15 protein-coding genes are annotated in these 13,189 nt (G+C 58.2%); 4 read left to right on the top strand and 11 right to left on the bottom strand.

Annotated elements, in window-relative coordinates:
- Window positions 1–88: 88 nt before the first annotated feature.
- Complete coding sequence (gene rplL, locus ACR0IK_RS21630; RefSeq protein ID WP_037314964.1) at window positions 89–463, bottom strand: 50S ribosomal protein L7/L12; 375 nt, start codon at window positions 461–463, stop codon at window positions 89–91.
- 80 nt (window positions 464–543) lie between these two features.
- The gene (gene rplJ / locus ACR0IK_RS21625) at window positions 544–1,062 is read right to left on the bottom strand and encodes a 50S ribosomal protein L10 (protein WP_480595523.1); all 519 of its coding nucleotides are present in this window, start codon (window positions 1,060–1,062) and stop codon (window positions 544–546) included.
- A gap of 404 nt (window positions 1,063–1,466) precedes the next feature.
- On the opposite strand from rplJ, the gene ACR0IK_RS21620 reads away from it, so the two are divergent.
- Window positions 1,467–2,432, top strand: coding sequence for a phosphotransferase family protein (locus tag ACR0IK_RS21620; RefSeq protein ID WP_480643215.1), 966 nt, complete (start codon window positions 1,467–1,469; stop codon window positions 2,430–2,432).
- A 231-nt stretch (window positions 2,433–2,663) separates the two neighbouring features.
- Window positions 2,664–3,572 (top strand): phosphotransferase, encoded by a 909-nt coding sequence (locus tag ACR0IK_RS21615; protein WP_480643213.1) that lies wholly within the window; start codon window positions 2,664–2,666, stop codon window positions 3,570–3,572.
- 100 nt (window positions 3,573–3,672) lie between these two features.
- Here the strand turns inward: ACR0IK_RS21615 and rplA are convergent, their stop codons facing one another.
- Window positions 3,673–4,371, bottom strand: coding sequence for a 50S ribosomal protein L1 (gene rplA, locus ACR0IK_RS21610; protein ID WP_170328792.1), 699 nt, complete (start codon window positions 4,369–4,371; stop codon window positions 3,673–3,675).
- A 1-nt stretch (window position 4,372) separates the two neighbouring features.
- On the bottom strand, window positions 4,373–4,822 hold the full coding sequence (rplK, locus tag ACR0IK_RS21605; RefSeq protein WP_010440985.1) for a 50S ribosomal protein L11: 450 nt from the start codon (window positions 4,820–4,822) through the stop codon (window positions 4,373–4,375).
- Window positions 4,823–5,133: 311 nt separating this feature from the next.
- Between rplK and ACR0IK_RS21600 the strand changes: the two genes are divergently transcribed.
- Complete coding sequence (locus ACR0IK_RS21600; RefSeq protein ID WP_480643212.1) at window positions 5,134–5,994, top strand: hypothetical protein; 861 nt, start codon at window positions 5,134–5,136, stop codon at window positions 5,992–5,994.
- Window positions 5,991–6,755 carry a hypothetical protein gene (locus ACR0IK_RS21595; RefSeq protein ID WP_480643211.1) on the top strand — a complete coding sequence of 255 codons (765 nt, stop codon included), beginning with the start codon at window positions 5,991–5,993 and terminating at the stop codon, window positions 6,753–6,755. Before ACR0IK_RS21600 ends, ACR0IK_RS21595 begins: the two co-directional genes overlap by 4 nt.
- Window positions 6,756–6,876: 121 nt before the next feature.
- Here ACR0IK_RS21595 and nusG read toward each other — a convergent pair whose 3' ends face one another.
- The 7 genes from nusG to ACR0IK_RS21560 form a co-directional block, all read right to left on the bottom strand.
- Window positions 6,877–7,410, bottom strand: a complete 534-nt coding sequence (nusG, locus tag ACR0IK_RS21590; protein ID WP_170328796.1) for a transcription termination/antitermination protein NusG — start codon at window positions 7,408–7,410, stop codon at window positions 6,877–6,879.
- A gap of 199 nt (window positions 7,411–7,609) precedes the next feature.
- Entirely contained in the window at window positions 7,610–7,807 is a 198-nt protein-coding gene (gene secE / locus ACR0IK_RS21585; RefSeq protein WP_170335602.1) for a preprotein translocase subunit SecE, read from the bottom strand.
- 68 nt (window positions 7,808–7,875) lie between these two features.
- Window positions 7,876–8,034 carry a cbb3-type cytochrome oxidase assembly protein CcoS gene (gene ccoS / locus ACR0IK_RS21580; RefSeq protein ID WP_170335604.1) on the bottom strand — a complete coding sequence of 53 codons (159 nt, stop codon included), beginning with the start codon at window positions 8,032–8,034 and terminating at the stop codon, window positions 7,876–7,878.
- A gap of 5 nt (window positions 8,035–8,039) precedes the next feature.
- Window positions 8,040–10,217, bottom strand: coding sequence for a heavy metal translocating P-type ATPase (locus ACR0IK_RS21575; protein ID WP_480643209.1), 2,178 nt, complete (start codon window positions 10,215–10,217; stop codon window positions 8,040–8,042).
- A gap of 4 nt (window positions 10,218–10,221) precedes the next feature.
- Complete coding sequence (locus ACR0IK_RS21570; RefSeq protein ID WP_480643208.1) at window positions 10,222–10,680, bottom strand: FixH family protein; 459 nt, start codon at window positions 10,678–10,680, stop codon at window positions 10,222–10,224.
- Between the two features lies 1 nt (window position 10,681).
- Window positions 10,682–12,109, bottom strand: a complete 1,428-nt coding sequence (gene ccoG / locus ACR0IK_RS21565) for a cytochrome c oxidase accessory protein CcoG (RefSeq protein WP_480595516.1) — start codon at window positions 12,107–12,109, stop codon at window positions 10,682–10,684.
- Between the two features lie 101 nt (window positions 12,110–12,210).
- Complete coding sequence (locus ACR0IK_RS21560) at window positions 12,211–13,086, bottom strand: LysR family transcriptional regulator (protein WP_480643207.1); 876 nt, start codon at window positions 13,084–13,086, stop codon at window positions 12,211–12,213.
- Window positions 13,087–13,189 lie beyond the last annotated feature (103 nt).

Raw genomic sequence — 13,189 nt, 5'->3', positions numbered from 1 at the left:
CCCTTTCTAAGACAGGTTCGGCTGGACCCGGATTTCTCCGGACCCAGCCAAATTTTTCGGCGCATCAGCGATGCACCTGTCGGTTGACTTAGGCCAGCTCGACTTCGGCGCCAGCTGCTTCCAGCTTGCCTTTGACTTCTTCGGCTTCGTCTTTCGACACGCCTTCTTTGATCTTGCCGCCAGCTTCGACCAGCTCTTTGGCTTCTTTCAGGCCCAGGCCGGTGATGCCGCGAACTTCTTTGATCACGTTGATTTTCGAAGCGCCGGCGTTCTTCAGAACGACGTCGAATTCGGTTTTTTCTTCCTCAGCTGCGCCACCGGCGTCGCCACCGGCTGCCATGACAACCGCGCCGCCAGCTGCGGGCTCGATGCCATATTCGTCTTTGAGGATGGTTTTCAGTTCTTGTGCTTCCAGCAGGGTCAGACCCACGATGCTTTCTGCGAGTGCTTTCAGATCAGCCATTGTATTAGCTCTTTCCGTTTTACAGTGTGTGTTCCAACGTCAGGGCAAATGCCCCACGCAGATCATTCAGTGCCAACCGCTTACGCAGCTTCCGCCTTCTCTTCGATGGTGGAAAGGATGCTTGCGATGTTGCTTGCAGGTGCGCCAATCGCGCCAGCGATGTTCGAAGCAGGTGCGCCAATGCAGCCAACGATCGAGGCAATAAGCTCATCGCGGGACGGCATTTTCGATACTGTTTCGACGCCTTTGCGGTCCAGAGCGTTCTCACCCATTGCACCGCCGAGGATTTCAAAATTCTTGTTATCCTTGGCGAAGTCCTCGGCCACCTTGGCTGCTGCCACGGGGTCCTCGGAATAGGTCAGAACGGTCATCCCTGTCAGCAGGTCGGCCATGCTTTCACACGGCTTACCCTCAAGGGCGATTTTGGCGAGCCTGTTCTTGGCAACACGCACGGAGCCTCCGGCTTCGCGCGCACGCGAACGCAGGTCCTGCATCTCGGCAACTGTCAGACCGGCGTAGTGCGAAACCACTACGACGCCAGAGCTTTCGAAGATTTGGCCGAGTTCCTCGACCACTTTCTCTTTCTGGGCTCTATCCACAGTTCTCTCCAAGTTTGGGATGATATCTCACCCCGGCTCATATTTGCCGCGGCTTGCGCCCCGGCGTTCAGGTCCGTTGTTACGGGATTGGCCAAAACTCGCCCGAGGATCGTGACCCTCAGAATTCTTTGGTCTTACCCGTCTCAGGCAGGGAATTAAGGGACCGAATGGACCCACCCACCGTCTTGGACGAAACGAAATAAAGCGCACGACGAATCGCACGCTTTACTACGCAGCTCTCTTTAGGGCAGATGGCCGGGGTTTCCAAGGGGTAAATTGCCCGCTCCGGTAGTTTGGCAAGACCAAGCCACCGCACTCCGGCGCAAGTCAGCGATTGACATGGCTTGCGCGCTGGGGTCCTGTCAACCAACCCCTTTGTTTCACGACCGACTTTTGCCTATCCTATGCTAATCCTCACCGAAGATGAACACAGGCGCGCAACTGAGTTTGTCGGGGAGTTTTCGCGCCATGCCGGGCTGCGCGGGAAGCTACAATTCGATTGCGTATACCGGTCGCACGGCTTTCCCGACACCCGCCTGGTTTTGCGGGTTCAGGGGCCTGCGAATGACTATGCGGTGAAGATTGACACCGCCTCGCCCAAATCCGGCCGGCTGCAGAAAGAGTTCGATATTCTGACCCGGTTGGCGCGGTATTTTGACGGACACGAGACGTCACGGGTGGTTCGCCCCTATTACGTGTCGCCCGGAAATATGTTCTTCGTCTCCGAGTTCATCGACCGACCCACCGCCGTGGACGTGATCCACAACAGCGGGGATAACGATCAGGTTGCCCAGGTCTATCGCCGCGCCGGGGCGTGGCTGCACGACCTTCATGGCTTTCAACCCGCCGCGGAATACGAATTTCGCCCGCGCTGGATGACTCTCAGCATCAAAGAGCTGCTGAACTCCGTGCCGCCGCATATCAAAGAAGAAAGTCAGCCGATGGTGGAGAGCTTGAAAACCGCAGCCCGACATCTGAAGGGCATCCCGGATACACGGGTGTTTTCACACGGAGACTTCCACGGACAGAACCTGATAGTGGGCAAGGGTGAGATGATCGGTCTGGATTTCACCGAGGCGCGGGAGAAACTGGCCGTCTATGACATCGTCGATTTTCTCAAGTCGGATGTTTTCCGCGATACCAGCCCATCCGATGTAGACCGCAGCGGTATCTTAAAACCAAACAAGGACATGTTTTTTCGCCGCTACCGCCACCCGATCCATATGGGGATACTGGATTTCTGCATCCGCGGACGCCTGCTGAAAGACTGGCTTGCGTCGTGGCACATCGACCATAGCTGCAGCCCCTACGAGGAAGACAGGCGGGGGCGCTTGGGGGACCGGCTGAAGATCGCGTTTCAACATCGCTGAAATCACCCAACTCACGCTTCAGACCGGCAGGAAAACCGAAGCCAATTAGAACCGGTTTGCGTTCTGGTACCAAAGTGAACATGATCGCCGCAACCGGGTGTCTTGGTTAAAACTCAAAAGACGGCTTTCTGTATGTGGTTGAACTTCAGAGACACGGACCTTGACCAAGCCGCGTTGAAAGCATGGCCGATGATAGCGGCCGAAGCCGGACTGCCCCGAAGGGGGTGGAAGATGACCCGGCTGTATCGCCGGGACGAAGCTGACACGTCTTGTGTAGTCCTGCTATTGCAGCACCCGTCCGGTAAGAACCTTGCCTACAAGTACCAAATGAGGCCAGAGGGACAGGGTGGTTTCGTTGCCCAATTCGAACGCCAGCAAAAGTTTTTCAATGTATTTGGTCATCATGACAACCTGGCCATGCCCGAGCCGATCTATGTATCCAAAAAACGTCAGGCCAGCCTGATGGAGTATGTTCCGGGGCGCACGATCGGAAAGCTCGTTCGGCTGGCAGAGGGCAACACGATAAGGCAGCTGGAGCTGTTGTCACACGCTGGTGCGTGGCTGGATGCTTTTCATCGCACCCTAAGCCAAGAGCAAAGGGTGTTTCAGCCAAAACACACTCTGGAGTATTATCACGACCTGAGAACCCGGATCTTGGCCGGGGAAACCCGCGTGGCCGCCAAACAGATGTTTCTAAACGGAATTGCCCGCCTTTCCGAGCTTGCGCCGCATTTCGAAGGGCGGGAAACCATCGCGGCCGCCCATCACGGCGATTTTCACATGGGCAACCTCGTTTTCGATGGAACAAAGACTTATGGGCTCGATATCTCAAGTGATCGTGTTGAGCCCGTTGGGTATGACATCGCCAAAGTCCTGTTGGATTTTGCGGCCATCGCTCAAAATCTGCGGACTGTCCCACCCGGCAAGATCGTATCAAGCGACGTAATGCGCGCCTTCTTTGACGGCTACACTCTTGTCGGACCCGACGACCCCAGCGTCAATTTTCTGATCTACCCGCGTTTGCTGGCGACCCTGACCCGCGTTCCGCAAAAAAAGAGTGCTCGGAGTATTGCCCAACAACGCACTTTGAGAACGCTGAGACCTTTTGCAAAAAACGCCTTTGAACACCGGCCAGACTGACACACCGGGACCTGGCAAATCAAAAACCCAAAGGCTCAAAAGAAAATCCCGGGCAGTTCGCACCACCCGGGACCAATTCTTCGCAACTTTGCGTAAAGGCTTATTCGCCCGCCGCAGCTGCCACATCCAGAGTCACGCCCGGGCCCATGGTCGAGCTCAGTGCGATTTTCTTCATGTAGGTGCCTTTGGCGCCCGACGGCTTGGCCTTGGCCACAGCCGAAACGAAAGCACGGACGTTTTCGGCCAGCTTGGCTTCGTCGAAGGACGCTTTGCCAACGCCAGCGTGCACAACGCCGCCTTTTTCCGCCTTGAACTGAACTTCACCGCCCTTGGCTGCTTCCACGGCCGCTTTCACGTCCATGGTCACGGTGCCAACTTTGGGGTTCGGCATCAGGTTACGGGGGCCCAGAACTTTACCCAGACGACCGACGATCGGCATCATGTCCGGGGTGGCAATGCAGCGATCGAATTCGATGGTGCCGCCCTGAATGGTTTCCATCAGGTCCTCTGCGCCAACGATATCTGCGCCTGCTTCTTTCGCTTCGTCAGCCTTGGGGCCACGTGCGAATACAGCAACGCGCATCGCTTTACCGGTGCCGTTCGGCAGACCGACAACGCCGCGAACCATCTGGTCTGCGTGACGGGTGTCAACACCCAGGTTCATCGCGATTTCGATGGTCTCGTCGAATTTCGAGGTTGCGTTGGCTTTGACCAGGGCAACTGCTTCTTCGATCGACAGGTTTTCCTTGCCGGCGACAGCTTCGCGCGCAGCGCGGGTACGTTTACCGAGTTTTGCCATCTTACTTCACCTCGATGCCCATGGAGCGGGCCGAGCCCAGGATGATCTGCATTGCGCCTTCGACGTCGTTGGCGTTCAGATCTTTCATTTTGGCTTCGGCGATTTCGCGAACCTGCTTCGAGGTCACGGTGGCCACGGTCTCACGACCGGGGTTTTCCGCACCACGGGGGCGGTTACGCTTGCCGACCGGCTTCAGACCAGCTGCTTTTTTCAGGTAGTAAGACGCGGGCGGCGTCTTGATGTCCATGGTGAAGGACTTGTCCTGATAGTAGGTGATCACGGTCGGGCACGGAGCGCCGGGCTCCATGTCTGCGGTCTTGGCGTTGAACGCCTTGCAGAATTCCATGATGTTGATGCCGCGCTGACCCAGCGCCGGACCAACTGGCGGCGACGGGTTCGCCTGACCTGCAGGAACCTGCAGTTTCATTGTACCAGCAAGCTTCTTGGCCATTTGGTTTTCCTTTCAACGTGAATGGGACGCGTCCCACCCGGTATATGTTGCGTGGTCCGATCCGGGATCGCGATCCCAGCAACCTCCCACGAGAGAATCTCGCCCGAAGACGATAGAGGCGGCGTTTACAGGGGAATGTGGAGGTTGGCAAGTGGCTGGCTCATAATCCCAAGGGACCTATTTGCACCGCAATCGGCCCACAGTCAAATATGGGAACTGAGCAACAGAACAGATTACTTGAATACATAAGTTGCCAAAGAGACGCAGGTGGGTATCTTTGCACAGCTTGATTACAAAAGAGGTGGTCAGGGATGGCATCATCTCGGCTGAACAAGGGACTGCTGATCTGCATTCTGATTGCGATGCTGCCGGGGTGCGGCAGTAAGGCGCAAGATCAGAGCGCTGGCTCCGAAACGGCCACCCAAACCGACGGCGGCAACGGAACTTCTTTGCCCTCAACAACAGGGATTGACCCCGCCACTTATGCAGGCCGGTTCCAGATCAAGCTAACCAAAGAAGTTCCCCTGCGTGACATTCCCGTCCCTTTCACCGTCTATAGCGGACTGGAAGAATCCAGCCCGACCCGTTTGCGATTGAGAGCGTTCATGGATTTGCGTGGATTGCAGGAAAAAGCGCCCCGTATACTGACAGGCCCACTTGAAGAAAGCTGCAAACGCCAGATTTACCTCGAAATCCGGGACGTCACCGCCATAGGCGACACCGTAAAGGTCGAGGGTTCAGCCCGTGCCCAGTTCACGCGGTGTAACAGACGAGAAGAACCGGGTATTCGTTATTTTGGGGCGACCGTAGATGCAATTGCTGTCGCTAAGGCAGAAGTGAAAGGCCAATGCCTCACATTCAGTATCGAAAAGGTTAACCTTAGCCCGCGTGGGTTCATCGGAGCCGTCAGCAATCTCTTTGGCCTGACCAACCGGATCAACGAAGCCGTGTTCGAAAAGGGCGGCGAGTTTTTGGCAGCGCATCCGGTTTGCCCACCCTTGCCCGAAGAATTCACTGTTCTCGACCCGATTTACGAGTCCGGCGGCACACGTGAAATTGCTCCTGGCGGGCTGGGAGCAGCTGTTGTCGGATCGGCTGATGTCAGCGCAGAGACAATAGTCAAAGTCCTTGGGGGACTGAAGGAGCTTGGTGATTTGGAGTTCGCTGAATGAGACTTTGGTTAGTATTCCCGGTCTTAATGGCAGCTTTTTTGGACGCCCGGGCCCCAAGCGCACAACAGGTGAACTTCGTTATCGATGCGTCACTGCCCTTTCGCGACACGGAATTGCCGTACACGCTTGACCTGAACCTCACGGCAGTAGCCCCCACTCGGATCGGGGTGGGCGCACTTTTGGATTTGCGTGAAATACAAAAAACCGTACCTGAGCGTTTGGCTGATAATGCAATTGTCGACAATTGCGGCCTGCAAATCAGGCTTGATGGTATGAGTTTTCATGCCAAGGACGATGTGATCGATCTGGACGGGGAAGTAACAGTCACGAACTTTGAATGCAGCCGCACCAGTGAACGTGACTTTCAGCGGGGCGAACAAAAAAGAGCTATCTTGGCCAACATGTCCACCGAAGCAACCGTCGATCTGCGTGACAACTGTGCCTATTTTAAACTCAAAGACCTTACATTAACGGCTCCCGAAGCTCAGCGAGAGCAACTGCTGGAAGACGATACACTGGAATCCGTAAAAGACTTGATGTTGGCTGCTGTGGATCTTGTGCTCAATGAAACCCCATTGTGCCCGGAGTTGCCGGCGGAGCTAGCGTCCCTTGATCCAGTGTATGATAAAGGCGGCCCGCGCGAAATCGGAGAGGGTGGCCTAGGTGTTTTTCTTGACGGATCCGTTGATGTAAGCCCGTCAACAATTCTCGACATACTGACAGTTCTTCAGCAAAAAGAACTGCTTCCAGGTCGGCCATAACGAAAGCTTTTCACAGCGTAGGCGCCATCCTTCACCTGCAGGCTTTAGATTTGGCTCGCCAATACAAAAACGCCGCGTTGCTGATCGCAACACGGCGTCGAAAAACCAGTGGGCGAGCCCTTTAGCTCTGCTTCGTGACTTGAGTGAAGTCCAGCTCGACCGGGGTTTCACGGCCAAAGATCGAAACCGAAACCTTCAGCTTCTGGTTCTCGTCATCCACGCCTTCCACCATGCCGTCGAAATCCTCGAACGGGCCGTCGTTGACCTTGACCTTCTCGCCAACCTCGAAGGTGATCATCAGTTTGGGCGCTTCTTCGCCTTCCTGAACGCGGTTGAGGATCTGGTTCACTTCGGCATCACGCATCGGCATTGGGCGGCCTTGCGGGCCCAGGAAGCCAGTGACGCGGTTGATCGAGTTCACCAGGTGATAGCCCTGATCCGACATTTCCATGTGAACCAGCACGTAGCCGGGCATGAAACGGCGTTCGGTCGTGACCTTTTTACCCCGGCGCACTTCGATCACCTCTTCGGTGGGCACCAGAACCTCGTCGATGTCATCCTCAAGGCCCTGCTCGGCCACGGACGTGCGGATCTGCTCTGCGATCTTCTTTTCGAAATTCGAAAGAACGCTGACCGAGTACCACCGTTTCGCCATGAACCTGTCGTCCTTGTTTTTCTTCGGTGCGCACGGATGGCCGCAAGCACCGTCATTGAAATTCTATCGCATCACCCGGAATAAAAAGCGGCGCGCAGCCCGAATCGCCGCACGCCCATTCCGAATAGTACCGCGTCACCTACTCTGACATCGCGCGCGGTGCAAGGGGGCAGTGGTGTTTCCGCCCGCCCGAGCCGGTTTAGCTGAACGCGCCCAGGATCGCCTGAAGCCCGCCGCGAATGGCTAGGTCGACCAGTGCGAAGAACACGGCCGTCAGAGCCGCCATGATGAACACCATGACCGTGGTCAACAGAACTTCACGCCGGGTCGGCCAGACGACCTTTGCAACTTCGGCGCGGACTTGCTGAATGAACTGGATCGGATTCATAGTTGCCATTTGGCTTGGTTCTCTCTGCTAGCGGATGGGCCGGACATAACCGGGCATTGCGGCAATTTCAAGGGCCGTCAGGGCTTGGGCTTGTCGTCCCATTCATCGCTGAGGATACGGCGCGCATCGCCTTCGGGATCATCATACTGGTTCGACCGCACCGTATAAATGAACGCAACAAGGCCAACCCCGCCCAAAAGCAGGGAAATCGGTATCAGATAGGCCAGAACTTCCAATTCAACTACCTCAGGCGCAGGGCATTCAAAGACACGGTGATGGACGAGGTCGACATCGCCAGCGCCGCGATCAGCGGTGTGGCCAAGCCAACGACAGCCAACGGGACCGCGATGATATTATACACGGTTGCGATGCGGAAGTTTTCACGAATCCGTTTCGTCGCTTTCACGGCCGTATCGCAGGCATCTGCGATTGGGGCAAGATCATTACCCAATAGTACGATATCCGACGCCACCCGCGCCGCATCCAGCGCCGAGGCCGGAGAGATCGACACATGCGCCGCTGCCAGCGCGGCAGTATCATTCAGGCCATCGCCGACCATAAGGACGTGGCGGCCCTGCTCGCTCAATTCCTGCACGCGGGCCGCCTTGTCCTGCGGCAGGGCCTGCGCGACCCAGTTGTCGATCCCCAGTTTTGCAGCCAGTACCTGAACCGCGCCCTGCGTGTCGCCGGATATCAGGACAACGTCCTTACCCGCATCCCGAAGGGCCTGAACCGCCTCGGCCGCACCGGGGCGCAGTCTGTCCGAGAACAGGAAGGTTGCGGGGGCTTGTCCGCCAACCGACAGCCAGGCCGCTGTCTGGTTGCCCTCTTCCGCGCCGGTCCAGGCAGCGCGGCCAAGGCGCACGCGCTGACCATGCCAACTGCCCTCTGTGCCATAGCCCGGAACTTCGGTGACATCCTTAAGGGTGGCCGGCTTAATCCCGGCGTCGCGCGCAGCCTTGGTCAGAGCGACGGACAACGGATGCGAGGACACCTCGGCCAGTGCCAGAGCGACCTCAAGGTCCACACGGGAATGATCACCCAGATTAGTCAGCTCGGGCGTGCCCGAGGTCAGCGTACCGGTCTTATCGAAGACGACCGTATCGACTTCGGCCAGACGCTCCAGCGCGGTGGCATGTTTGATCAGCATCCCCTTGCGGAACAGCCGCCCCGAGGCCGCCGTGGTCACCGCAGGCACGGCCAGACCCAGCGCGCAGGGGCAGGTGATGATCAGAACGGCGGCGGCAATGTTCAGCGCAGTGCGGATATCGCCGGAATAGATGTACCAGCCAAGAAAGCTGAGCGCCGACAGGATGTGCACGCCCGGCGCATAGAGTTTGGCCGCCTTGTCTGCCAGCGAGGTATAGCGAGACCGGCCCGATTCAGCGATGGCGACCAGATCGGCCATGCGATGCAGTGAGGTATCCTCGCCCACCGCCGTTGCCCGGATGGTCAGGGGGCCGGTCAGATTGACCTCACCGGCACTTACGGTCAGGCCAGCCTCGGCGAAGACCGGTAAGGTCTCCCCGGTCAGCAGAGACCGGTCGAGTTCCGATTGGCCAGAGACGATTTCGCCATCCACCGGCATTCGGCCCCCGGGCCGGACAAGGATCAGGTCACCGACGGTCAGAGTGGCCACAGCAACCTCTTCTTCTGACCCATCGACCAGCTTTACGGCACGGGGCACTTCAAGCGCCGTCAGTTCCTCGGCCGCAGACCGGGCCGCGGCACGGGTGCGGTAGTCCAGATACCGTCCGGCCAGCAGGAAGAAGGTCAGCGTCAGCGCTGCATCGAAATAGGCATGTTCACCGCTGAGTACGGTTTCCCAAAGCGACGTCACCAGCGCCAGCACGATGGCCAGTACAATCGGTACGTCCATATTCAGACGGCGTACGCGCAGGGCGCTCCAGGCGTTGGCAAAGAAGGGCTGCCCGGAAAAAGCAATCGCCGGCAGCGCAATGGCTGCCGATATCCAGTGGAACATGTCGCGGGTGGCATCCGATGCTCCCGACCAGACAGACACCGACAACAGCATCACGTTCATCGAGGCAAACCCGGCCACCGCCAGCCGCATCAGCAGATCGCGGCCCGCCTTGTCCGCCTGCGTGGCCGACAAGGCGCCGGGGTCCAGCTCATGGGCCTCGAACCCCGCCCGTTCCAGCACCGGGATCAGGTCGGTGGCCCGCAGGTCTGGCGCCGCTTTGACCATCGCGCGTTTCAGGGTCAAGTTCACCCGCGCGTCCTCCACGCCGGGGTGGGCGTTCAGCTCTCGCTCGACCGTCGCGATACAGGCCGAACAGTGAATGCCCGGCAGCGACAGCGCGATCTGCACATCCTGCGGAATGGGCCGCGCCGGTTCCGCCGGGCCGGCAATGCATCCCGGACAGGCCGCCGTGCCGGATGTCAGTTGCGCCGCCATCCGTTCACCCCTTCACATACAGCGGCACACGCTGCGCGAACTCGGCGCCCGAGCTGTCCTTGGCCACCAGTCGGATGTTCCAGTTGCCCTTGCCCAAAACCGCCGGGGTCGCATAGGCCTGACCATCAAAGGTGAAATCGGGCGCGAAGTCGTCTTTCACATGGGTTGCGCGGCCAACTACGGCCTGCAGTTCCGACACTTCGACCGGGGCACCGGTCTTGTCGGTAATATGCAGGATCAACAGCCCACCGGACACCTCGGCAAGGATGTTCCAACCCAGCGCCTGCTGTTCCTGCAGGCGCTCATTGAACTCCTGGCTGGCGACGTAGGAGTTCTTCACCTCGAGCCCCGGAAAGGTTTTGACCGCGCTATATGCCAAGACGAGGTTGACGGCGATGATCACGCCGAAGGCGACGATAAACACCGCCAGGGCGTGCTTTCCGGTAAACTGACGCTCGGCCATCTTAGTTTCCTCGTCCGTTGAACGTGGTGTCCTTATAGGCGCGCTCACCACTTTCCACATCTTCGACCCAGATACGCACCGGCGTGGAAGCCGCGGCCGCAGGTCCGGTACCTTGTTCTGAAATGATGTAGACGCGTGTCAATTGTGCCGTATCTGCGGTGACATTAACAGTGCTGCCCTCGATCCCTTCGATTTGCAGCTGCAGCGCCGGATCACCGGCCAGTGTCAGTTCGAACGGCCGATCCTCTCCATGTTTGTTGCGCAGACGCACATCATAGGTGTTTCGGATGGTACCGTCGGACAGGGTCACGAAGGTCGGGTTGCGCACCGGCGCCACCGTCAGATCGATGTCAGAACGGATAAACAGCGCAAACAGCAGGCCAAAACCAACCAGAGACCACAGGGACGTATACATGATCGTCCGAGGCCGCAGGATGTGCTTCCAGACATTTTTGGGTGCATGCCCCGCGCGTTCTCGGGTCTCATCGCTGAGAGCCATATAGTCGATCAGGCCGCGTGGCTTGCCGATCTTGGCCATCATGTCGTCGCAGGCATCGATGCACAGGGCGCAGGTGATGCACTCCAACTGCTGACCGTCGCGAATGTCGATACCCACGGGGCAGACATTCACACAGGCCATGCAGTCGATGCAGTCGCCCAACTCGGAATCCGCTGTCCGCTTGCCCTTACCGCGTGGCTCACCCCGCCATTCGCGGTAGCCAACGACCAGAGTATCCTCGTCCATCATCGCAGCCTGAATACGCGGCCACGGGCAGGCATAGATACAAATCTGCTCGCGGGCGAAGCCACCGAACAGAAAGGTCGTGCCGGTCAGAATCAAAATGGTGGTGTAAGCAATCGGATGGGCGTTGCCGGTGACCAGATCGCGCAGCAATGTCGGCGCATCGGCAAAATAAAACACCCAGGCGCCGCCAGTAGCCACGCCGATCAACAACCACACGGTCCACTTGGTCAGACGCAGCCGAGCCTTGCGGAAATCCAGTTTCTCCTGCCGATGCAGACGCAGGCGGGCATTTCGATCTCCCTCGATCCAGCGTTCAACCAGAATGTAGAGGTCCGTCCACACGGTCTGCGGACAGGCATAGCCGCACCACACGCGCCCCAGCGCCGAAGTGAACAGGAATAACCCAAGACCGGCCATGATCAGTAGACCCGCCACGAAATAGAACTCGTGCGGCCAAATCTCGATCCAGAAGAAATAGAACCGCCGGTTCGCCAGATCCAGCAGTACCGCCTGATCCGGCAGACTGGGACCGCGGTCCCACCTGATCCATGGCGTCAGATAGTAAATCCCCAATGTGACCGCGAGGATGATCCATTTCAGGTTTCTAAAAGGACCGGACACGCGCCGGGGAAAAATGGGCTCCCTAGCAGCATAAAGGCTGGGGGCGGGGTCGGAATCGCTCACGAGCTGGCTCCAGATGTGGCTGTTTTTTAGGCGTCTTGTCCCAAATCACAACGTGTCCCACTTTGACATGGGTCAAAAGCGCATCGCACAGACACCTTTTGTCACATGCGACCAGATTGCCGCCTGAGCCAACCCACAAAAACCTTGACGGCAGGCCGCAGCGGTGCATCGCCGGTTACAATATGATAGCCTCGTTCGCCCGGTTCGCAAAACAGTTCGACAAGGCGACCCGCTTTTATGTCGGGTTCAACGAAATGCCGCGCCGTGACGGTCACCCCCTGCCCGGCCCGCAGCCCTTCAAGCACCAGATTGCCCGGCAACATGATGCGCCCGGCAAGAGGGCCGTGATCAACGCCTTGTCGGGCGAGCCACGTGGTCGCCTCGGTGGTTCCAAGCTCTTCTAGCCAGGGCAACTGGCTTAGTTCGTCCGGGGTCATCGACGCCCTGCCCTGCAGCAGCGAGGGCGCAGCGACGATCACGATCGGGCTTTGCAGCAACAGTTCCGATGTCATACCGGACCAGTTCCCATCCCCGTACCGGATCGCAACATCCACCCCGCCCGGGCGCAGGCTGACCAATTCCGGCGAGGGGTCCAGCACCAGAGGAATATCGGGATGGTCGAGCTGAAAAGCAGGCAGGCGCGGCATCAGCCACGAGGCCGCAAAAGACGCGGTCAGCGAGATGTGAACCGGACGATCTTCGGCCAGATGCATCAGGTCGGCCACCGCATCACCGATGGCACCAAATCCCAGATGCAGGGCACGGGCCAGTTTCTCGCCCTCGGGGGTCAGGGTCATGGATTTTCCGCTTCGGTCCAGCAACGCGGCACCCAGATGCTTTTCCAACGCGCGCAATTGCTGGCTGATGGCAGCGTGACTGACATTCAGCTTTGTACCCGCCTGCACCACATTTCTCGTATCCGCGAAGGCATTGAAGGCCTTCAGCGACGCAAGCGGTGGCATCTTCAACCAATCCATATGTAAGTCCACCTTACATTTTCACACATCAATTGAGTCGCATTTCCGCGCCCGCAGATCAATCTTAAATCCAGTTGGACCCACATTCAGGAGAGATCAGATG

Source organism: Ruegeria sp. BF7 (assembly GCF_056538605.1).
The sequence above is the reverse complement of the archived record's forward strand: the minus strand, read 5'-3'. Positions and strand labels throughout refer to the sequence as shown.